The 20158-nt window shown below is 74.7% G+C and carries 20 protein-coding genes; 12 read left to right on the plus strand and 8 right to left on the minus strand.

Annotated elements, in window-relative coordinates; translation table 11 throughout:
- The first annotated feature begins 51 nt into the window (after positions 1-51).
- Positions 52-636 carry a hypothetical protein gene (locus EV385_RS24235; protein ID WP_242625046.1) on the plus strand — a complete coding sequence of 195 codons (585 nt, stop codon included), beginning with the start codon at positions 52-54 and terminating at the stop codon, positions 634-636.
- Positions 637-649: 13 nt separating this feature from the next.
- Here EV385_RS24235 and EV385_RS24240 read toward each other — a convergent pair whose 3' ends face one another.
- Positions 650-1288 carry a TIGR03085 family metal-binding protein gene (locus EV385_RS24240; RefSeq protein ID WP_130511542.1) on the minus strand — a complete coding sequence of 213 codons (639 nt, stop codon included), beginning with the start codon at positions 1286-1288 and terminating at the stop codon, positions 650-652.
- 146 nt (positions 1289-1434) lie between these two features.
- Between EV385_RS24240 and EV385_RS24245 the strand changes: the two genes are divergently transcribed.
- Positions 1435-3237, plus strand: coding sequence for an ABC transporter ATP-binding protein (locus EV385_RS24245; RefSeq protein ID WP_207229914.1), 1803 nt, complete (start codon positions 1435-1437; stop codon positions 3235-3237).
- Between the two features lie 55 nt (positions 3238-3292).
- Positions 3293-5071 (plus strand): ABC transporter ATP-binding protein, encoded by a 1779-nt coding sequence (locus EV385_RS24250; RefSeq protein ID WP_130511543.1) that lies wholly within the window; start codon positions 3293-3295, stop codon positions 5069-5071.
- Between the two features lie 4 nt (positions 5072-5075).
- On the opposite strand, the gene rpsD is transcribed toward EV385_RS24250, so the two are convergent.
- Positions 5076-5684, minus strand: coding sequence for a 30S ribosomal protein S4 (rpsD, locus tag EV385_RS24255; protein WP_130511544.1), 609 nt, complete (start codon positions 5682-5684; stop codon positions 5076-5078).
- Positions 5685-5788: 104 nt separating this feature from the next.
- Between rpsD and EV385_RS24260 the strand changes: the two genes are divergently transcribed.
- Positions 5789-6514: a DUF2470 domain-containing protein gene (locus EV385_RS24260; protein WP_130511545.1), complete on the plus strand. Its 726-nt coding sequence runs from the start codon at positions 5789-5791 to the stop codon at positions 6512-6514.
- A gap of 10 nt (positions 6515-6524) precedes the next feature.
- On the opposite strand, the gene EV385_RS24265 is transcribed toward EV385_RS24260, so the two are convergent.
- The 4 genes from EV385_RS24265 to EV385_RS24280 all read right to left on the minus strand — a co-directional run bounded on the left by EV385_RS24265 (position 6525) and on the right by EV385_RS24280 (position 10167).
- The gene (locus EV385_RS24265; RefSeq protein WP_242625346.1) at positions 6525-7064 is read right to left on the minus strand and encodes a TetR/AcrR family transcriptional regulator; all 540 of its coding nucleotides are present in this window, start codon (positions 7062-7064) and stop codon (positions 6525-6527) included.
- A 149-nt stretch (positions 7065-7213) separates the two neighbouring features.
- Entirely contained in the window at positions 7214-7951 is a 738-nt protein-coding gene (locus EV385_RS24270; protein WP_130511547.1) for an ABC transporter permease, read from the minus strand.
- Positions 7948-8676, minus strand: coding sequence for an ABC transporter ATP-binding protein (locus EV385_RS24275; RefSeq protein WP_130513529.1), 729 nt, complete (start codon positions 8674-8676; stop codon positions 7948-7950). Before EV385_RS24275 ends, EV385_RS24270 begins: the two co-directional genes overlap by 4 nt.
- 168 nt (positions 8677-8844) lie before the next feature.
- Complete coding sequence (locus tag EV385_RS24280) at positions 8845-10167, minus strand: hypothetical protein (protein WP_130511548.1); 1323 nt, start codon at positions 10165-10167, stop codon at positions 8845-8847.
- 276 nt (positions 10168-10443) lie between these two features.
- Here EV385_RS24280 and hisI point away from each other — a divergent pair, with 276 nt between their 5' ends.
- From hisI to EV385_RS24295, 3 genes are read left to right on the plus strand one after another with little or no spacing between them, the layout of a single operon-like run.
- Entirely contained in the window at positions 10444-10830 is a 387-nt protein-coding gene (gene hisI, locus EV385_RS24285; protein WP_130511549.1) for a phosphoribosyl-AMP cyclohydrolase, read from the plus strand.
- Between the two features lie 55 nt (positions 10831-10885).
- The gene (locus EV385_RS24290) at positions 10886-12418 is read left to right on the plus strand and encodes an anthranilate synthase component I (RefSeq protein ID WP_130511550.1); all 1533 of its coding nucleotides are present in this window, start codon (positions 10886-10888) and stop codon (positions 12416-12418) included.
- Complete coding sequence (locus tag EV385_RS24295) at positions 12418-13116, plus strand: Trp biosynthesis-associated membrane protein (RefSeq protein ID WP_130511551.1); 699 nt, start codon at positions 12418-12420, stop codon at positions 13114-13116. The genes EV385_RS24290 and EV385_RS24295 overlap by 1 nt, the downstream gene beginning before the upstream one ends.
- Here the strand turns inward: EV385_RS24295 and EV385_RS34405 are convergent.
- Positions 13038-13394: a hypothetical protein gene (locus tag EV385_RS34405; protein ID WP_207229915.1), complete on the minus strand. Its 357-nt coding sequence runs from the start codon at positions 13392-13394 to the stop codon at positions 13038-13040. The genes EV385_RS24295 and EV385_RS34405 overlap by 79 nt on opposite strands.
- A 391-nt stretch (positions 13395-13785) precedes the next feature.
- Between EV385_RS34405 and trpC the strand changes: the two genes are divergently transcribed.
- The 5 genes from trpC to EV385_RS24325 all read left to right on the plus strand — a co-directional run bounded on the left by trpC (position 13786) and on the right by EV385_RS24325 (position 19113).
- Positions 13786-14577 (plus strand): indole-3-glycerol phosphate synthase TrpC, encoded by a 792-nt coding sequence (gene trpC / locus EV385_RS24305; protein WP_242625347.1) that lies wholly within the window; start codon positions 13786-13788, stop codon positions 14575-14577.
- Positions 14574-15809 (plus strand): tryptophan synthase subunit beta, encoded by a 1236-nt coding sequence (gene trpB / locus EV385_RS24310; protein ID WP_130511553.1) that lies wholly within the window; start codon positions 14574-14576, stop codon positions 15807-15809. Before trpC ends, trpB begins: the two co-directional genes overlap by 4 nt.
- Positions 15806-16612 (plus strand): tryptophan synthase subunit alpha, encoded by an 807-nt coding sequence (gene trpA, locus EV385_RS24315; RefSeq protein WP_130511554.1) that lies wholly within the window; start codon positions 15806-15808, stop codon positions 16610-16612. The genes trpB and trpA overlap by 4 nt, the downstream gene beginning before the upstream one ends.
- 61 nt (positions 16613-16673) lie before the next feature.
- Positions 16674-17894: a prolipoprotein diacylglyceryl transferase gene (gene lgt / locus EV385_RS24320; protein ID WP_130511555.1), complete on the plus strand. Its 1221-nt coding sequence runs from the start codon at positions 16674-16676 to the stop codon at positions 17892-17894.
- A gap of 28 nt (positions 17895-17922) precedes the next feature.
- Complete coding sequence (locus EV385_RS24325) at positions 17923-19113, plus strand: FAD-dependent oxidoreductase (protein ID WP_130511556.1); 1191 nt, start codon at positions 17923-17925, stop codon at positions 19111-19113.
- Positions 19114-19167: 54 nt separating this feature from the next.
- Here the strand turns inward: EV385_RS24325 and EV385_RS24330 are convergent, their stop codons facing one another.
- Positions 19168-20040: a GNAT family N-acetyltransferase gene (locus EV385_RS24330; RefSeq protein ID WP_242625047.1), complete on the minus strand. Its 873-nt coding sequence runs from the start codon at positions 20038-20040 to the stop codon at positions 19168-19170.
- Between the last annotated feature and the right edge of the window lie 118 nt (positions 20041-20158).

A 20158-nucleotide genomic window follows, 5' to 3' on the forward strand; every position in this document is an offset into this window, starting at 1 on the left:
CTTAGCGCTCGGCAGGCCCCGCCTTAGCGTGCCGCCGGTCATCATCGGTGAGTGACCCGACCTACCCTGCTCGTGACCGTCGGCTGGTTCGGCGCCGCCGCGCTGGCCGTACTCATCGGGCTGGGCGCCGTCCGTGTCATCGGCGACGGCCTCACCTCCGAGGCGGGCCGCCCACGCTCAGAGGCCGAAGTGGCCCAGACCCTGGCCGCCCGGGGGGTGCCCAGTGCCTTGTCATCAGTCCCGCCCACCGTCTCACCCGAGGTCTCGTCCGCGGGCGAGACCGCGCCCGGTACGGAGCCGCCCGCCGCGGACCCGTCCGTCACGGCCTCCGCGACCACACGGGTCCCGGTAGCGCCCCCCACCTCCGCCGGGCCGGGCAGCGCCCCGGCGCCGACCGCGACGGCCCGCTCCTTCCGCACCCGCGGCGGCACGGTGGTCGCCCGGTGCGAGGCGGGCCGCGCGGAGATCGTCGCCATGTCCCCGCTGACCGGGTTCGCGGTGCACGAACGCGACGAGGGGCCACAGGTCCAGGCCGAGGGCGAATTCCGGGGCACCGCAGACGGGCACGACCGGGTCCGCGTCCGCGTCAGCTGCTCCGCCGGCCGTCCCGTCCTGACCGAACGCGACGACGACTGAGTCCGCGCCCGGGTCACATGCCGAACTTGGCGGTCCGCAACCGGTCCTTGATCGCTTCGGGGCCCTCGATCTGCACCCGCGCGGCCGGCTGCCGGCCGGACAGGAACAGCAGCAGCTCGCCGGGCTCGCCGCTGAGCACCACCGTCGGGCCGCCGGTGTCGGGCGCGCCAACCCGCTGCTCACCGAAGCCCTCGGCGCGCACGAGACCGGGCGCCCGCATCCGGCGCAGCCGCAGCCGGGCGTTGAACCGGGCGGCCCGCCACAGCGCCTGCGCCTCGCCCGCATCCAGGCCGCGCGGCGCCCAGTCCGGCCCGGCCCGGCGGATGTCCTCGTGGTGGATGAAGAACTCCACGGTGTTGGTCAGCTCGTCGGTGAGCGGGTTGCTGACCGGGCTCCACCACGGCGGGTTGCGCACCTGGTCGACCACCCGCTCGTAGGGCTCGGCCGCCTTGGCCGTGCGGACCCGCTCGGTGTGCGCGGCGAACCGGGACAGCACGATGCCCGCGGACGCGTCCGGGCGCCGGTCGCGAACCACCAGGTGGGCGGCGAGGTCGCGGGTCGTCCAGCCGGCGCACAGCGTCGGTGCGTCCGGGCCGACCGCCAGCAGCAGATCCGCCACGGCCGCCCGTTCCCGGCGTGCGTAGTCGCTCATGGGGTGATCGTATGGGCGAATCCCGTACCGTCGCATCGATGTGTGCGCGGACACACCGGGATTCCGGTGGGCCACGGCGGAGCGGTTGGGCAGGATTGGACCGGTAAGGCCGGGACCACCCGGCCGTGACTTACCCGAGGTGGGAATTGACCGCGAGGGCCAGCCGGGACGTGCTGGGTCGGGGACTGCGCGTGCTGGGCCACGCGATCCGTACGGAACCCCGGCTCTTCACCGTGGGCGCCGTCGGCGGCAGCCTGTTCGGGCTGCTGGCCATCGCCAACTCGTACGTCATCGGCGCGGTCATCGGCCACCTCGTGGTGCCCGCGTACGCGCGGCACCGGGTGGACCCGGCGGCGCTTCTCGCCGTCGCGGCGGTCTTCCTCGGGCTCAGCGTGCTGCGCGTGGCCACCATCTTCGCCCGCCGCCTGGGTGCCGGGTTCATGCAGTTCCGGCTGCAGGCCCGGTACCGCCGCGCGGTCACCAGCCGGTACCTGTCGCTGCCGCCGGCGTGGCACCAGCGGCACGCCACCGGCAGCCTGCTGTCGAACGCCAACTCCGACGTCGAGGCGGCGTTCGTGCCGATCGCCCCGCTGCCGTTCGCGGTCGGCACGATCGTCATGGTCGTCGTCGCGGTGATCGCGCTGTTCCTCACGGACTGGGTGCTCGCCATGGTCGGGGTGACGCTGTTCCCGGCCCTGTTCGGCCTCAACCTGGTGTATTCGCGGCGGATGTCGCCCCGCCAGACCCGCGCCCAGCAGTTGCGCGCCAAGGTCAGCGCGGTGGCCCACGAGAGCTTCGACGGCGCGCTGGTGGTCAAGACGATGGGCCGCGAGGCCGACGAGTCGCAGCGCTTCGGGGTGTTCGTCGCGGAGCTGCGCGACGCGCTCATCGCGGTGGGGCGGCTGCGCGGGCTGTTCGACCCGCTGATGGAGAACCTGCCCAGCGTCGGCACGCTTACGGTGCTGCTGCTGGGCGCGTGGCGGCTGGAGACCGGCGCCATCAGCGTCGCCGAGCTGGTCAGCGTCGCCTTCCTCTTCACCGTGCTGGCGTTCCCGGTGCGGGCGATCGGCTGGGTGGTGTCGGAGCTGCCGCGCAGCGTCGCCGGGTGGGACCGGGTCCAGGCCGTCCTGGCCGCGGACGGCGACCTCACGTACGGGACCGCGGCGCCGCCCGGGTCGGGTCCGGCCGCGCTGACCTTCGACCAGGTCCGGTTCGGGTACGCGGACGGCACGGACGTGCTGCACGACGTCAGCTTCGCCGTGGCCCCCGGCAGCACGGTGGCGCTGGTCGGCGCCACCGGTTCCGGCAAGTCGACGATCGCCGCGCTGGCCGTGCGCCTGGTGGACCCGGCCGCCGGCTCGGTCCGGGTGGACGGGGTCGAGCTGCCCGAGCTGAGCGCCGAGGCGCTGGCGGCGACCACGGCGCTGGTGCCGCAGATCCCGTTCGTCTTCGACGACACCGTCCGCGGGAACGTGACCCTGGACCGGGTGGGCCTGGACGACGACGCCGTACGGGCGGCGCTGGGCCTGGCCCAGGCCGACGGTTTCGTGGGCCGCCTGCCCGAGGGCCTGGACACCGCCGTGGGCGAACGGGGCACGTCGCTGTCGGGTGGCCAGCGGCAGCGGCTCACCCTGGCCCGGGCGCTGGCCGGGCGGCCCCGGCTGCTCGTGCTCGACGACGCGACCAGCGCGGTCGACCCGCGGGTGGAGGCCGCGATCCTGGCCGCGCTGCGACGCCGCGACGCCGGCGCCTCGATCCTGGTGGTCGCCTACCGGCGGGCCACCATCGCGCTGGCCGACCAGGTCGTCTACCTGGAGCAGGGCCGGGTGGCGGCGACCGGCACCCACACCGAGCTGATGGGGTCCGCGCCCGGCTACCGCGACCTGGTCACCGCGTACGAGCAGGCCGAGGCGGAACGGGCGGCCGTCGACGACGAGGTGGCCGCATGAGCGAGTGCACCGAGCGCAGCGAGGGCCGCGAGCGAATGCGAAAGGCAGGCCCCGCATGACGGTGGCGAGGGACGACCGGGCCGAGGGGGCGTTCGCCACGGTGCGGCGGGGCGTCGCCCTGTCGCCGGAGCTGCGGCCGGGGCTGGCCGGCACGGTCGCGCTGGCGGTGGTGGCGATGCTGGGGCGGGTGGCCGTACCCATCGCGGTCCAGCAGGGGATCGACCGGGGCATCCGCGCCCCGGGCGGCCCGGACCTGGGGGTGGTCCTGACCGTCGTGGTGGTCACGCTGGCGGCCCTCGTGGTGTCGACGACCTGCGGCTACCTGATGACGCGCCGGCTGTTCACGGTCAGCGAGACGGCCCTCGCCGCGCTGCGCGCGCGCACGTTCCGGCACATTCACGATCTGTCGATGCTGCACCAGCAGGCGGAGCGGCGGGGCTCGCTGGTCGCCCGGGTCACCGGCGACGTCGACCAGATCACCCAGTTCCTGCAGAGCGGCGGCATCATGCTGCTGCTCTCCTCGGGGCAGCTGGTGGTCACCACGGTGGTGATGCTGATCTACTCGTGGCAGCTGACCCTCGTGGTGTACGCCGCGTTCGTCCCGGCCGTGGTCATCATCCGGCTGTTCCAGCGGCGGCTGGCCTCCGCGTACCGGATCGTGCGCGAGCGCACCGGCGCGATGCTCGGGGTGGTCGCGGAGAGCGTGGTCGGCGCGACCGTCATCCGGGCGTACGGGGTGGCCGGGCGCACCGAGCGCCGCCTGGACTCCGCCATCGGCGACCTGCGCACCGCGCAGCAGCGCGCCATGGGCACCAGCGTGCTCAGCTTCTCCACCGGTGAGCTGGCGGCCGGGGTGGCGCTGGGCGCCGTGGTGGTGGTCGGGGTGCTGCTCGGCGTCGACGGTGGCCTGAGCGTGGGGCAGCTGACCGCGTTCCTGTTCCTGGTGACGCTGTTCATCCAGCCGGTGCAGATCGCCACCGAGACGCTGAACGAGGCGCAGAACGCGGTGGCGGGCTGGCGCCGGGTGCTGGACGTGCTCGACCTCGACCCGGACGTGGCCGACCCGGACGAGGTCGGGGTGGCGCTGCCGGAGGGCCCGCTGTCGGTGCGCTTCGCGGGCGTGTCGTTCCGCTATCCCGGCGGCCCGATCGTGCTGGCCGATGTGGACCTGGAGATCGCGGCGCGGACCAGGGTGGCCGTGGTGGGGGAGACGGGCAGCGGCAAGACGACGTTCGCGAAGCTGCTGACCCGGCTGATGGACCCGGGCGCGGGCGAGGTGCTGCTGTCCGGCACGCCGCTGACCTTCGTGCGGTTCGCGTCGCTGCGCTCGCGGGTGGTGCTGGTGCCGCAGGACGGGTTCCTGTTCGACGCCACGGTGGCGGAGAACATCCGCTTCGCCCGGCCGGAGCTGACCGACGCCGAACTGGAGTCGGCGTTCGTGGAGCTGGGCCTCGACGACTGGCTGGCCGGGCTGCCGGACGGGCTGCAGACCGCGGTCGGGGAGCGCGGGGAGGCGCTGAGCGTGGGGGAGCGCCAGCTGGTCGCGCTGGTCCGGGCGTACGTGGCCGACCCCGACCTGCTCGTGCTCGACGAGGCCACCAGCGCCGTCGACCCGGCCACCGAGGTACGGCTGCAGAAGGCCCTCGACGCGGTGACCCGGGGCCGGACGACCGTGGCGATCGCGCACCGGCTGTCCACGGCGGAGTCCGCCGACGAGGTGATCGTGGTGGACGCGGGCCGCGTCGTGCAGCGCGGCCCGCACGCCCGTCTGCTGGAGGACCAGGACTCGATCTACGCCAAGCTGTACGCGAGCTGGCTGGAGCAGACCCGCTGAGCCCTCAGCGGGCGTAGAACTCCACCACGAGCTGCTCGTCGCAGACCACCGGGATCTCGCTGCGCAGCGGCTCGCGCAGCACCGTGGTGCGCAGTTCCGCCAGCGCGGTCTCCAGGTACGGCGGGGTCGGCCCGTCCACGTGGGCGCTCGCCGCGGCGAGCAGGAACGGCGGCTTGGTGCGGCTGCTCTCCCGTACGGCGATGACCTGGCCGGGCTTCAGCCGGTACGACGGCCGGTCCACCTTGCGGCCGTCCACGGTGAAGTGGCCGTGGGCGACGAGCTGGCGGGCCTGGTAGATGGTCCGGGCGAGCCCGGCGCGCTGCACCGTGGCGTCGAGGCGCCGCTCGAGCAGGACGACCATGGTCTCGCCGGTCTTGCCGGTGCCCCTGTGCGCGTCGTCGTACGCCCGGCGCAGCTGCGACTCGCTGACGTTGTACTGGTGGCGCAGCCGCTGCTTCTCCAGCAGCCGCACCTGGTAGTCGGAGGTCTTGCGCCGGGCCCGCCCGTGCACGCCGGGCGGGAACGGGCGCCGCTCGAAGTACTTGACGCACTTGCGGGTCAGCGGAATGCCGAGGGCGCGGGAGAGCCGGACCTTGGGGCGGGAATTGTTCACGTCGTTCTCGCTCCGATCGAGGGGTGTTACGGTTAGCCTTACCTTACTAAGGTAAGGCTAACCAGCGCCACGGCCCCCCGTTCCCGCCTGCCGGAGGTACCGCCATGCACCCCAGCCCCGCCGAGCTCGCGCGGACGATCGTCGCGGGCCACCTGCCCGGGACCGCGCACGTCTCCGGCCACCCCGGCGCGCTGCCGGTACGCCACGTGACCGACGCGCGCGGCAACGTCCTGCTGCTCAGCCCCCGCGACGGCGGGCTGGCCGCCGCCCTGCGCCCGAGCGACGGCAACGACGACACCGCGATGGTGCTCGACGTCAAGGACGTGCCGCCCATCGCGGGCGCCCCCTCCCTCGGCCGGGTGTGGGTGGTCGGCTGGGCCCGTGCCCTCGCGGGCGCCGAGGCGCGGGCGGCCGCGCTCGACTACGCCGACATCGACGCCACCGGCGACCTGCTCGACGTCGGCGACACCCAGGTGCTGCACCGGATGGACGTCGCCGAGATCCGCTACGAGCGGCACGGCACCCTGCATGAGCTGGACCCCGACCAGTACGCCGACGCCACCCCGGACCCGCTGCGCGCCATCGAGTTCGACCTGCTGGCCGACCTGGCCGACCACCACGTCGCACAGGTGGCCGCGTACGCGAACCGCTGCCTCGGCCCGGCCGCCCGCCCCGGCGACCAGCCGCGCGTGGTCCGCCTCGACCGCTACGGCCTGGTCGTGCGCGCGGGCGAGCGACTGGCCCGGCTGCCGTTCCCCGCCCCGGTCGCCGACCGGCACGAGCTGGCCCACCTGCTGCACCCGGTGCTCTGCCGCCACTGCACGGCCTGACCGCGCCCCCTCACAGCTCGCCGGTCAGGTACCGCTGCACCGTGGGGCCGATCGCCGCGACCAGCTCCTCGGCGGGGGCGCTCGCCACCGGTTCCACCTTCAGCACGTAGCGGACCGCGGCCAGCCCGGCGATCTGCGTCGCCACCAGGGCCGCCCGCAGCGGCGCCTGCGCGGGGTCCAGGCTCAGCTCGGCGACGGCCCGGCGCAGGATCTGGGTCACCACGAACTCGCGCATCAGCCGGGCGGTCCAGTCGTTGCTCATCGCCGAGCGCAGCAGGGCCACCGCGGCGCCGCCGGCCGGGGAGTCCCACACCGACAGCACCAGCCGGACCAGCCGCTCGCCGGCCTGCTCGCGCGGTCCCGCCAGGGCCTGCGGCACCAGCTCGGCCGGGTTGATCGGCGAGTTCATCGCCGCCAGGAACAGCTTCTCCTTCGTGCCGAAGTAGTGGTGCACCAGGGCGGGGTCGACTCCCGCGTCGGCGGCGATCGAGCGGATCGAGGCCTGGTCGAAGCCCCGCTCGGCGAACGCGGTGCGGGCCGCGTCCAGAATGGACTGCCGGGTGTCCTGCTTGCCCGGCCGCCGCCCGCTGCGCCGGGTCCCGGCGCCCGCCTCGGTGTGCCTGCCTCGCGGTGCCGGGGAACCTGCCTCGGTGCGCGCGCCGCGCCGCGCCGCGCCGCGATCCTTGCCCGGCCCACCACTCACGGCGTGCGCCGCCGCAGGGTCGCGGCGGCCAGGACCAGCGCCGCCACGGCCGCGCCGGTCACCACGAGCAGGTCGTGCCACATCGTCGCCGTGGCGGCGGCGTGCACACCGACCTGACCCAGCGCCTCCACCGCGTACGACAGGGGCATCGCGTCGCTGACCACCTGCAGCCAGCCCGCCATCTGCCCGCGCGGCACGAACAGGCCGCACAGCAGCAGTTGCGGAACCACGACCACCGGCAGGAACTGCACGGCCTGGAATTCCGTACGGGCGAACGCGCTGCACAGCAGGCCCAGCGCCACCCCCAGTACCGCGTTGAGGATGGCGATGAGCACCACCAGCCACGCGCTGCCCACGGTGTCGAGCCCCAGCAGCCCGTACGCCGTGCCCACGGCGACACCCGCCTGCACCGCCGCCGCCAGGCTGAACGCGATGCCATACCCGAACAGCAGGTCCACTTTGCCCAGTGGGGTGGTCAGCAGTCGTTCCAGGGTGCCGGTGGTGCGTTCGCGCAGCATCGCGATGCTGGTGACCAGGAACATCGTGACGAACGGGAAGACGCCCAGCATGATCAGGGCGATCCGGTCGAAGGTGGGACCGGCGTTCTCGTACATGAAATAGAGCAGGGTCAGCAGCAGGGCCGGGACCACGACGAGCAGGCCCACCGTACGCCGGTCGTGCCGCAGCTGGCGCAGCGCCCGCGCCGCCGTGGCCAGGGTGATCCGCGGGTTCATGCCGTCACCTCCGCGCTCTCGCGTTCGCGGATGAGGCGCAGGAACGCCTCCTCCAGGTCGTCCGTGCCCGCCGCCGTGCGCACCGCGGCCGGGGTGTCGTCGGCGATCAGCCGGCCCTCGCGGATGAGCAGCAGCCGGTCGCAGCGCCCGGCCTCGTCCATCACGTGGCTGGAGACCAGCAGCGTGGTGCCCCGCGCGGCCAGCTCGTGGAACTGGGCCCACAGCTCGACCCGCAGCACCGGGTCCTGCCCGACGGTCGGCTCGTCGAGCACCAGCACGTCGGGGTTGCTGAGCATGGCGCAGGCCAGTGACGCGCGGCTGCGCTGGCCGCCGGAGAGGTCCGCCACGAGCTGCCCGGCGGCACCGGCCAGGCCGACGTCGGCGACGGCGCGGTCGGCGACGGCGGCGGGCAGGCCGTAGAGGGCGGCGAAGTAGCGCGCGTTCTCCCGGACGGAGAGGTCGGCGTAGACGCTGGGGGCCTGGGTGACGTAGCCGACCTTGCGGCGCAGCGGGGGCGACCCGGCCGGCTGGCCGAGCACCGTCACCGTGCCGGACTTGACGATCTGTACGCCCACGATCGCCCGGATCAGCGTGGTCTTGCCGCTGCCACTGGGCCCGAGCAGGCCGGCCACGGTGCCGGTGGGCACCGTGCAGGTGATGCCGTGCAGTACGCGGCGTCCGCCGCGCTCGACCACGAGGTCGCGGACCTCGATGGCGCTCTCCATCACGCCCTCCTCGAATTCACTCACCGTTGAGTTCAACGCTAGATGAATTCTGCCGCCGGGGTCAACGCCCAATCCGGGGTGATTCCCGGGTGATCATGCGGGCGGGTGACGGGAACACGACGAGGCCCCGCGGACCGGTGGGTCCACGGGGCCTCGGGAGATGCGCCGTCACAGGGACAGGATGCGCTCCAGGAAGTCGCGGTAGCCGCGCATCGCCATGCGCATGCTCTCGGTGTCCGGCGCGGCGGTGTGGCGCAGCGGGTCCAGCTCGTCCCGCTCGGCCAGCAGCGACTCGGTGAGCTCGTGCACGGCCTCGGTGAGCAGGTCGTGGGCGCGGGTCAGGGCCGTCACCGGATCGTCGACGAAGCCCGCCTTCACCTCGTGCCACTCGGCGCGGAAGTGCGCGGCGCCCGCCTCGTCCCAGAACGCGATCTCGGTCTCCCGGACGTCACCGGGACGCAGGGCGGGGCGCCCGTCCGCTGCCGGCCCGCCAGCCTCACCCGCCGGGCCAGCACCGTCGCCACGCCCTGGCCCGCCGGCGTCGTCCGCCTCGTCGAGCCTGGCGGAACGGCGTCGCGGCGCGGCGGCCTCATCATCGGCGCGGCCCCGGCGCGACGCGCGGGACAGGTCCGCCACGGGTCCGCCGGACACCGGCGCACCGGAGACCGGGGCCGCCGGAGCGGGCACCAGCGGCGGGACGGACGCGGCGCCCGAGACCGGGGCGAGGGGCGGCGGCGAGGTCGGCAGCGCGGAGACGTCCAGCCCGGGGGGCGGCGGCGCGGCCGCGGTCAGCCCAGCAGCTGGCGCGGCCGGGGTGAGCCCAGCGGTCGGTGCGGCCGGGGTGAGCCCGGGCGGCGGCGCGGCTGCGGGCAGCCCGGGTGTCTGCAGCGCGGGAGCCGACGGGGTGGCGGGCGGCGTGGTGGCGGCCGGCGGCAGGGGCGGGACGGCGATTCCGGCGGCGCTCGAGGTCGGGGCGGCCCACGCCGGGGGCGGGGTGTCACCCGGGCCCGCTGGCGGCCGGGGTGCCTCGGCGCGGCCGAGCGGGAACGGCGAGACGCTGGCAGACCCACTGGTCGGGGGCGTGGTGGAGGCCGAGGCGTGCCCGTTCGCCGCCCCGGAATCGCCGTTGCGATACGTCCGGTCGGCGTCCATGGCGGGGAACCCACCGTGGTTGACGCTCCAGGGGCGGGTGCCCGGCACCGAACCGAGCAGGGCCTCCGGGCCGCGGCGACCGCCCAGCGTGGCCATCTCGGTGTCGTCGGCCAGACCCGGGCCGGGAAGCTGCGCGGGCAGCACCGGGCCGGGCGACAGGTCCAAGCCGGGCGTCTGGTGGCCGGGCAGGGTCCGGTCCGGTGTCAGGTCCGGCCCGGAGGCCTCCGGCTCGTCCGCGCCGGGCGTGCGCTGGCCGGGCGCGGGCATCCCGTGCGCCGGCCAGAAACGGGCCACGCCGCGCGACTGCGGGACGTTCTCGGGGCTGGAGGTGGGCTCCATCGGATCTCAGACTCCCGTCGCGAGGGGACGCGACCCGCAGGAGCGCGCTGCGGGCGGCGGCGCGGGCACCCGGGAAGGTGCGGCGCCCACCGACCGTACCGTTCCGGGCCGCCCTGCACATCCCCGGTGCGGCCACCCGGACGGAGATCACTGGTGCCCGGTCAGCGTGTGCGCGGCGGCGTCCGAGCAGCGCCCGGGGCGCGCGCCGGGCGCCCGGATCGTGGGCGGGCGGCGGCCTGCGCGGCAGCGGTCCGCGCGTGCGGGACAATCGCAGACGTGTCCGTACCTGAACTCGCGCCCCGGTCCGCGCTGGACCCGGCCATCGCCGCCCGCCTGAAGCGCACCCCCGACGGGCTGGTGGCCGCGATCGTGCGCGAGCACGGCAGCGGCGACGTGCTGATGCTGGCCTGGATGGACGACGAGGCGTTGCACCGCACCCTGACCACCGGCCGGGCCACCTACTACTCCCGCAGCCGCCGGGAGTACTGGGTGAAGGGCGCCACCTCCGGCCACCACCAGTACGTGCGATCGGTCGCCCTGGACTGCGACGGCGACGCGCTGCTGCTCACCGTGGATCAGGTCGGCGCGGCCTGCCACACGGGCACGCACACCTGTTTCACGGACGATCTGCCCGTGACACTGCCGCGGACGGACACGGCGTGACCGACCGCACCGGGCGCAGCGCGGGCCGCACGGGCACGCCGGAAGGGAGCACGACGTGACCAGCGGCGCGGTTGTTCCCGACGAGGAGGAATTCGTCGCGCGGGCCGCGCACCGCCGGGTTGTCCCGGTGGTGCGGCGGCTGCTGGCCGACGGTGAGACCCCGGTCGGGGTGTACACGAAGCTGGCCGGTGGCCCGGGCACCTTCCTGCTGGAGTCGGCGGAGCAGGGCGCAGCCTGGTCGCGGTACTCGTTCGTCGGGGTGCGCAGCGCCGCGACGCTGGTCGAACGCGACGGTCAGGCGGCGTGGCTCGGTGAGCCGCCCGCGGGCGTACCGGTTGACGGCGACCCGGTGGTCGCGTTGCGCGAGACGGTCGCCGCGCTGGCCTCGCCGCCGGACGCACAGGCCGACGCGGGCCTGCCGCCGCTGACCGGCGGCATGGTCGGCTACCTCAGCTATGACCTGGTCCGCCGCTTCGAGCGACTGCCCTGCGACGCGGTCGACGACCTGCCCCTGCCCGAGCTGGGCATGATGCTGGCCACCGACCTGGTGGTGCTCGACCATCACGACGGCTCGGCCATCCTGGTCGCCAACGCGGTGCTCTCCGGCGACGCGGACGAGCGGGAACGGCGCGCCGCCTACCACCACGCGGTGGGACGGCTGGACGCGATGACGACCGCGCTGTCGCGCCCCACCCCGCCGATGATCTCCGCGGTCGACCGGGTCACGCCCGGCCCGGCGGTGAGCCGGACCCCGGCGGGGGAGTACCCGAAGGCGGTCGAGCGGGCCAAGGAGGCGATCCGGGCCGGCGAGTGCTTCCAGATCGTGGTGGGGCAGCGCTTCGAACGGCGTACGGACGCCAACCCGCTGGACGTCTACCGGGTGCTGCGGGCGACCAACCCCAGCCCGTACATGTATCTGCTGCGCTTCGACGACTTCGACATCGTCGGGTCCTCACCCGAGGCGCACCTGAAGGTGAGCGCCGAACGCGACGGCACCCGCCGGGCGCTGCTGCACCCGATCGCGGGCACCCGCTGGCGCGGCGCGACCCCGGAGCAGGACAACGCGCTCGCGGCGGAGCTGCTGGCCGACCCGAAGGAACGCGCCGAGCACGTCATGCTGGTCGACCTGGGCCGCAACGACCTGGGCCGGGTCTGCACGCCGGGCACGGTGGAGGTGCCGGACTTCGCCCGCATCGAGCGGTACAGCCACGTCATGCACATCGTCTCCACGGTGGTCGGGCAGTTGCGCGCCGACTCCAGCGCGTTCGACGCCCTGGCCGCGACGTTCCCGGCGGGCACCCTGTCCGGCGCCCCGAAGGTCCGCGCCATGGAGATCATCGACGGGCTGGAGCCGACCCGCCGCGGCCTGTACGGCGGCACGGTCGGCTACTTCGGCTTCGCCGGTGACATGGACATGGCGATCGCCATCCGCACCGCGCTGCTGCGCGACGGTGTCGCGTACGTGGGGGCGGGCGCGGGGATCGTGGCGGACTCCGATCCGGCCGCCGAGGAACAGGAGACGCGTAACAAGGCGGCCGCCGTGCTGTCCGCGATCGCGTCCGCCGAGACCCTGCGCGCCGCCCGCTGATGGCCCCGCCACGTCTGCTCGGCCCGGCCGCGCTCGCCTGCGCGGCGGGCGCCGGCCTGGCCCTGTACGCCGCCACCCGCACCTGGTCGGTACAGGTGACCCCACGGCCCGGCCTGACCGACCTGCGCGCGGCGCACACCGGGGCGCAACAGGCGCCGTGGCTGGTGGCGCTGGCCGTGGTCGCCCTCGCCGGTGCGGGCGCCCTGCTGGCCACGCGTGGCCTGACCCGGCGCCTGCTGGGTGTTCTGCTGGCGGTGATCGGGTTGGGGCTGGCCGCGGCGGCGGTCGCCGGGCGGGCGACGCTGGACGTGGGCTCGGCCGGGGCCGCCGCGACGCTCGGCCCGGCGGCGTGTGTGCTCGGCGGTGCCCTGGTCGCGCTGGCGGGCTGGTGGGCTGCCCGGCACGGGCACCGGTGGCCGGCGATGGGTGCCCGCTACGAACGGGGCGCCGCACCGCGGGCACCGGGCGACACACCGCGCTCCGGCGACGCCCAGCCAGACAGCCAGGCGCAGCTAGAGGGTCAGGGGCGAGCGGGTCAGGTCAGGGGTCGCGACAGCGAGGCCGGGGGTCAGGACGGCCAGGCCGGGGCAGCGGGCCCGCAGGACCGGGCGACCGGCCGTCAGCGGACGGACGTGCCGCCCGTGGACACCAGGGCCGCGTGGGACGCGCTCGACCGGGGCGACGACCCGACCACTTGAGCACCGACCACCTGAGGACCGATTGCATGCGCCTGGCCGCCACGGACGGGCGGCCCCGAGGCCAGCAGGTCGGCCACCAGTCGATCCAAATCCGCGCGGGCCTGGCGCGCCGCGCGATCCGCGCAGATGGCGTCCCACGCGTTGCTCTGCGCGGTGCGGACCTTGCCGTCGCCGATCACCACCCGCTCGACGCCGGCGACCAGGTCGACGGCGACGGAGCACACCACGCGGGAGAGAGCGACGAAGCCGTTGGTCTGCGCATTCACTGCACTCGCCATGGTCAACTCCACTACTGCTCGACGGCTGGCCGGCGCCCCCGACGCCGTGAACCAGTTTGCCCGAATCAGATGATGCCGGAGTCGTATTTCCACCTGGTGACGGCGACGTCAACGGTATGTGGGATCCACCGATCATCCGATTCGGTGCAGGCCGACACGCGGGACCACGGATGCGCCTGTGACCAACGAGACAGGGTCCTGGCAGGGCATTATGCCGCGCCCACGTAGTGGTGTGGGTCGCACCCCGGGGGGTCGATGTTGACCGCCCCCGCCTAGCATCGGGCGGAAGGCACCCGGAGAGGGAGGTCATTACGTGACATCCGATCAGGCGGAAGCGGGCGCAGGCGGGCCCGCCGACCGGGACTCCGGACCGCAGAACGTACTTGAAGAGATCCTGGCCGGAGTCCGCGAGGACGTGGCTCAGCGGCAGGAGCAGGTGCCGCTGGAGCAGATCCGCGACCTGGCCGCCGCGGCCCCTCCCGCGATCGACGCGTACGCGGCGCTGCGCAAGCCCGGCGTGGCGGTGATCGCCGAGGTCAAGCGGTCGTCGCCGTCCAAGGGCGCGCTCGCCGACATCCCGGATCCGGCCGAGCTGGCCGGGGAGTACGCGGCGGGCGGCGCCCGCTGCATCAGCGTGCTCACCGAGGGCCGGTGGTTCGGCGGCTCGCTCGAAGACCTCGCCGCGGTACGCGCCGCGGTGCAGGTCCCGGTCTTGCGCAAGGACTTCGTCGTCTCCAGCTACCAGGTGCACGAGGCCCGCGCCCACGGCGCCGACCTGGTGCTGCTGATCGTGGCGGCGCTGGAGCAGAACGTCCTGGTCGGGCTGCTCGAACGCATCGAGTCGCTCGGCATGACCGCCCTCGTGGAGGTGCACAACGAGGAGGAGGCCGACCGGGCGCTCGCCGCCGGGGCCCAGGTCATCGGCGTCAACGCCCGCGACCTTCGGACCCTGGAGGTGGACCGGTCCGTCTTCGAGCGGATCGCGCCCGGCCTGCCCAACAACGTCGTCAAGATCGCCGAGTCGGGGGTGCGCGGCCCGCACGACCTGATCCGGTACGCCTCCGCGGGCGCCGACGCGGTCCTGGTCGGCGAGGGCCTGGTCACCAAGAAGAGCCCGCGCGACGCGGTCGCCGAGCTGGTCAACGCGGGCAACCACCCGGCCACCCCGAGGCCGGTCCGATGAGCGAGCTGCCCGACCTGGCCGGTCACTTCGGCCGGTACGGGGGCCGCTTCGTGCCCGAGGCCCTGGTCAAGGCGCTCGACGAGCTCGACGCCGCGTACCGCGAGGCCAGGACCGACCCGGAGTTCCAGGGCCGGTTCACGGGGCTGCTGCGCGACTACGCGGGCACCCCTTCGCTGCTGTACCGCGCGGAGCGGCTGTCCGCCGCGGTCGGTGCGGAGATCCTGCTCAAGCGCGAGGACCTGAACCACACCGGGGCGCACAAGGTGCGCAACGTGCTCGGCCAGGCGCTGCTGGCGCAGAAGATGGGCAAGAAGCGGGTCATCGCCGAGACCGGCGCGGGCCAGCACGGCGTCGCCAGCGCCACCGCCGCGGCCCTGCTCGACCTCGACTGCGTCGTGTACATGGGCCAGGTCGACACCGAGCGCCAGGCGCTCAACGTCGCCCGGATGCGGATGCTCGGCGCCACGGTCGTGCCGGTCACCACCGGCTCGCGCACCCTCAAGGACGCCCTCAACGAGGCCCTGCGCGACTGGGTGTCCACCGTGGAGACCACCCACTACCTCCTGGGTACGGCCGCCGGGCCGCACCCGTTCCCGGAGCTGGTCCGCGACTTCGTGGGCGGCATCGGCACCGAGGCCCGCGCCCAGTGCCTGGAGCAGCTCGGCCGCCTGCCCGACGCGGTGGCCGCCTGCGTGGGCGGCGGCTCCAACGCGATCGGCATCTTCCACGCCTTCGTGCCCGACACCGATGTCCGCCTGTACGGCTTCGAGGCGGGCGGCGACGGCGTGGAGACGGGCCGGCACGCCGCCTCGATCACCGGCGGCTCCTCCGGGGTGCTGCACGGCGCCCGCACGTACGTGCTGCAGGACGACGACGGCCAGACCCTGGAGTCGCACTCGATCTCGGCCGGGCTCGACTACCCGGGCGTCGGCCCCGAGCACGCCTGGCTGCACGACACCGGGCGGGCCACCTACGAGCCGGTCACCGACGCCGAGGCGATGGCCGCGTTCCAGCTGCTGTGCCGCACCGAGGGGATCATCCCGGCGATCGAGAGCGCGCACGCGCTGGCCGGTGCCGCCCGCCTCGCCCCCCGGCTGGCCGCCGAGCTGGGCCGCACCCCCACCATCGTGGTCAACCTGTCCGGTCGCGGCGACAAGGACGTGCACACCGCCGGGGCGTACTTCGGGCTGCTCGGCGACGTCTCGACGATCGTCCCCGGGGAGAACTCGTGACCAGCATCGCCGAGACGTTCGGCAAGGCCCGCGCCGAGGGGCGGGCGCTGCTCGTGGGCTGCATGCCCGCCGGGTTCCCGACCGTGGACGACAGCATCGCCTCGATGGTCGCGATGGCCGAGGCCGGGTGCGACGTCATCGAGGTGGAACTGCCGTACTCGGATCCGGTGATGGACGGGCCGGTGATCCAGAAGGCCAGCGACATCGCCCTCGCGAACGGGGTGCGCACCCGGGACACGCTGCGCGTCATCGAGGCGGTCGCGGCCACGGGCGCGCAGGTCGTGCTCATGACGTACTGGAACCCGATCGAGAGGTACGGCGTCGACGCGTTCGCCCGCGACCTCGCCGCCGCCGGGGCCACCGGCATGATCACCCCGGATCTGATCCCGGACGAGGCGGCCGAGTGGCTCGCCGCCAGCGACCGGTACGGCAACGACCGTACGTTCCTGGTCTCCCCGTCCTCGACCGACGCGCGCCTCGCCATGACCCTCGAACACTGCCGTGGCTTCGTCTACGCCACCGCCCTGATGGGCGTCACCGGCGCCCGCTCCCAGGTCTCCCAGCAGGCACCGGAGCTGGTCGCCCGGATCCGCGCGGCCGACCCGGAGATGGCGGTCGGGGTCGGCCTGGGCGTGGGGACCGGCGCGCAGGCGGCCGAGGTGGCCGGGTTCGCCGACGGCGTGATCGTCGGCAGCGCCCTGATCCGGTGCGTGCTGGAGGCCCCCGACACCGCGACCGGGCAGCAGCGGCTGCGCGCCCTCAGCGCCGAACTGGCGCAGGGCGTCCGCAACCCGCGGCGCTGACCGGGCGCACCGCCCGCCCTGGGGATTGCCTCCGCGCCGTACGGCGGTAGCCTGTGCAGCCGTGACGCTCGCCGCAATCCCCAGCCCCACCGTGTCCGTCTGGCACGTGTTCGGTTTCCCGATCCGCGCATACGCGCTGTGCATCGTGCTCGGCATCGTCGTGGCCGTGCTGGTCATGGAGGTGCGACTGCGCCGCCGAGGCGTGGCCCCGTGGGCGTCGCTGGACATGGCGGTGTGGGCCGTGCCGTTCGGCATCGTGGGCGCCCGCATCTACCACGTCATCACGTCGCCGCAGGACTACTTCGGCGCCGGGGGCAGCCCCATCCAGGCGTTCTACATCTGGGAGGGCGGCCTCGGCATCTGGGGCGCGGTGGCCGGCGGCGCGGTCGGCGCCTGGATCGCGGCCCGCCAGCTCGGCCTGCCGCTGAGCGTCTTCGCCGACGCGCTCGCCCCCGGCCTGCCCCTCGCACAGGCGATCGGCCGCTTCGGCAACTGGTTCAACAACGAGCTCTACGGCAGCGTCACCACCCTGCCGTGGGGCCTGCGCGTGCACGACATGGACCGGTCCAACCCGGGCCGCGCCACGCTCATCGACGGCAAGCCGGTCACCCTGCCCGACCTCTACCACCCCACGTTCCTGTACGAGGCGGTCTGGAACGTCGGCGTCGCCGGGCTGGTGTTCCTGCTGGACCGCCGGTTCAAGTTCGGCCGTGGCCGCGCCTTCGCCCTGTACGTGATGGCGTACACGGTGGGCCGGTGCTGGATCGAGATGCTGCGGGTCGACGACGCGAGCCACTTCTTCGGCATCCGCCTCAACGTCTTCACCTCGATCGTGGTGTTCCTCGGCGCCCTGGCGTACTTCCTGCTGGTCAAGGGCCCCCGCGAGTACGTCGTGCCGATCGACGCGCCGGATTCCGCCCCCGAGCCCGCCGCGGGCGACATCGGCCAGGTGGACGTCACCGAGAGCGCCGAACCGGACCGGGCCAAGGCGCCGCGCGCGTACCAGGTGGTCAGCGAGGAACGGTTCCGGGCGTACGAGCGGACCGGCATCCTGCCGCCCGAGGACGCACCGGCTGTGGCCCCGTCCGGGGCGTCGCCCGGGGAGACCCCGTCGTCCGCCGCAGCGGCCGCCGGGCCGGATTCAAGCCAGCCGCCCGCCGCGCCGGGCGGGGACCAGAGCTCCACGGCCGGTTCCGGCCGGAACTCCGCCGCGCCGGATTCGGCCACCGGGGATGGCACCCAGCCGGCCGGTTCCTCGGCCGGTCCCACCGACGAGCGCTGACCCGACGGCCCCGGCGGGAGGCGGTGACGTGCGCACGGCCGTGGTGGTGGGCGCCGGGATGGCCGGGTTGGCCGCCGCCGGCGCGCTGGCCCGTACCGGCTGGCGGGTGACGCTGCTGGAACGCGGTGAGCGCATCGCCGCGCCACCGACCGCCCTGGTGCTGTGGGCCAACGGGCGGCGGGCGCTGGAGGCCATCGACCCCGGCGGCGGCTGGGCCGGTATCGCCGCCCCGCTGCCCGACGGCGGTGTGCGCCGCCCGGACGGCGGCTGGCTGGTGGCGCCCCGCAGCCGGCCCGGCGCCGGGCCCGCCCCCGCCGTGGTGCACCTGGAGGACCTGTACGACACGCTGGTCGCGGGCCTCGGCGACCGGGTGGAGATCCGTACCGGGGCGCGGGTGCACACCGTGCGCGTCGGCCGTGGGCGCCGCCCGTCGGTCGCGGACGGCCCCACGGTGTTCGAGGCGGACCTGGTGGTCGCCGCGGACGGCATCGACAGCCCGGTACGCCGCGCGCTGGCGCCGGAGTCCGTGGCGGTCGGCTCCGGTTTCGCGGCGTGGCAGGCGGTCGTCCCGGGCTACCGGATGCCCCGGCTGAGCGCGGAGCTGGCCGCCGGGGGCGAGACCCTGGGCGCGGGCTACCGGTTCGTCTCCATGCCGCTGGGCGAGCGGGCCGCCGGCCGGGGCGGCATGTACTGGGTCGCCACCGCCGCGGGCGCGCCCCGGCCGGAGCCGCCCGCCACCCAGCTGTCGCTGCTGCGCCGCTGGTTCGCGCGCTGGCACGCCCCGATCCCGGAGCTGCTGGCGGCCACCCACCCCGAGGATCTGGTCCCGCAGGAGGTTCGTGAGCTGCGTCCGCTGCCCCGCGCGTACGGCTTCGGCGCCGGGCCCGGCGGGGTGGTGCTGGTCGGCGACGCGGGCCACGCGATGCCGCACCACCTGGGGCAGGGGGCCTGCCTGGCGTTCGAGGACGTGGCGACGCTCGCGGCGCTGGTGGGCGCGGCCCGGCCCGGTCCGGAGCTGCGCGCGGCGATCGACACGTACAGCCGGACCCGGCGGCCGCGCACGACGAGCGTGGTGCGTCAGATGCGGCGGATGTCGGCGGTGGTGCAGGCCCGGGGACGGCTGGCGCTGCGGGCCCGCGACGCCGCGCTCGGCGCGTTGCGCCCGCGCATGCTCGGCCATGCGGAGGGCCTGGCCGCGCAGTGGCAGCCCCCGGAGTAGCCCCGGCGGGGTCGCGGCCGGGGTGCGGATTCCGCCCCCGGCGCTCCGGGCGGATCACATGGGCGCGGGGGCGGGCTCCGCGATACAGGCCGTGCCGATGCGGCGGAAGCCGATCTTGGAGTACAGGCGGGCGACGTCGTCGTCACCGGCGGACAGGAACACCAGGTCGGCGCCGGCCTGCAGGGCCTGCCGGGCGAGGCTCGCGGTGAGCTGGGACGCGTACCCCCGGCGGCGCACCGACGGCAGGGTGGCCACCCCGGCGACCTCGGCCACGTCGCCGACCTGCTGCACCATCCCGCTGGCCACGATGCCGTCCGCATCCGACTCGACGACCGCGGTGGTGTGCCGCCCGGACAGTGCCCGCTGGCGGGACGCCTCGACCTCGGCCTGCTCCGGCCGGGGCGCGGCGTCGCGTTCGCGGGGGCCCGCCGTCGAGATGACCAGTTTCCCGTCGGCGTCGGGCGTGGGCATCGGCGTGGCGGGCGCGGCGAACCCGAGGTGGGCGACCGCCCGGCTGGCGGCAAGATCGTCGGCGTAGCCGGGGGCCGCCGGGTCGAGGACCCGGATCCGCGCGCCGGGCAGGGGCAGATCCGGCACCAGCGCCGCCCGCTGCAGTACCATCAGCGGCGCGAGCAGCACCTCCAGGCCGGCGGAACGGGCGACCGCGAGCAGGTCGGGGGTGGTTTCATGCACCCATTCGAAAGCCTCGGCGATCCCGAGGTCTCGTTGCCGCTGCCGCACCGCAGTAACATCGGCCGCAGATGGTGTCGGCGCCCCTATCCGGGGTCGGGCGTAGAAAGGCCAGCCCGCACCGTCGCGCACGAACAGCACAAGATTCCCGATGTCCTCCGCGACAGCGGCGTCGCGGGGCACAGCGTCGTAGAAGCGTTCGAGACGTGCGAACACGTCGGGGTTCGGAAGCGCCACCGCGCGAGACTACCCAATCGCGCGGCCGGCGGATCGTGCGGACGGCAGTGTGATCGATCCGCAGTGTGACGAATCTGCTCTGGCGGAGATCGGTAACCCTTAACGTAGACTCTAGTGA

The sequence above is a fragment of the Krasilnikovia cinnamomea genome (assembly GCF_004217545.1).
GTDB lineage: Bacteria > Actinomycetota > Actinomycetes > Mycobacteriales > Micromonosporaceae > Actinoplanes > Actinoplanes cinnamomeus.

What these genes read in the sequence shown, in the direction of transcription:
- EV385_RS24260 (WP_130511545.1), top strand. Translation starts at nt 5,789, where the DNA reads ATGCACCCCAGCCCCGCCGAGCTCGCGCGGACGATCGTCGCGGGCCAC.
- EV385_RS24280 (WP_130511548.1), bottom strand. Translation starts at nt 10,167, where the DNA reads ATGGAGCCCACCTCCAGCCCCGAGAACGTCCCGCAGTCGCGCGGCGTG.
- EV385_RS24275 (WP_130513529.1), bottom strand. Translation starts at nt 8,676, where the DNA reads ATGGAGAGCGCCATCGAGGTCCGCGACCTCGTGGTCGAGCGCGGCGGA.
- EV385_RS34405 (WP_207229915.1), bottom strand. Translation starts at nt 13,394, where the DNA reads ATGGCGAGTGCAGTGAATGCGCAGACCAACGGCTTCGTCGCTCTCTCC.
- EV385_RS24270 (WP_130511547.1), bottom strand. Translation starts at nt 7,951, where the DNA reads ATGAACCCGCGGATCACCCTGGCCACGGCGGCGCGGGCGCTGCGCCAG.
- trpB (WP_130511553.1), top strand. Translation starts at nt 14,574, where the DNA reads ATGAGCGAGCTGCCCGACCTGGCCGGTCACTTCGGCCGGTACGGGGGC.
- EV385_RS24295 (WP_130511551.1), top strand. Translation starts at nt 12,418, where the DNA reads ATGGCCCCGCCACGTCTGCTCGGCCCGGCCGCGCTCGCCTGCGCGGCG.
- EV385_RS24250 (WP_130511543.1), top strand. Translation starts at nt 3,293, where the DNA reads ATGACGGTGGCGAGGGACGACCGGGCCGAGGGGGCGTTCGCCACGGTG.
- EV385_RS24240 (WP_130511542.1), bottom strand. Translation starts at nt 1,288, where the DNA reads ATGAGCGACTACGCACGCCGGGAACGGGCGGCCGTGGCGGATCTGCTG.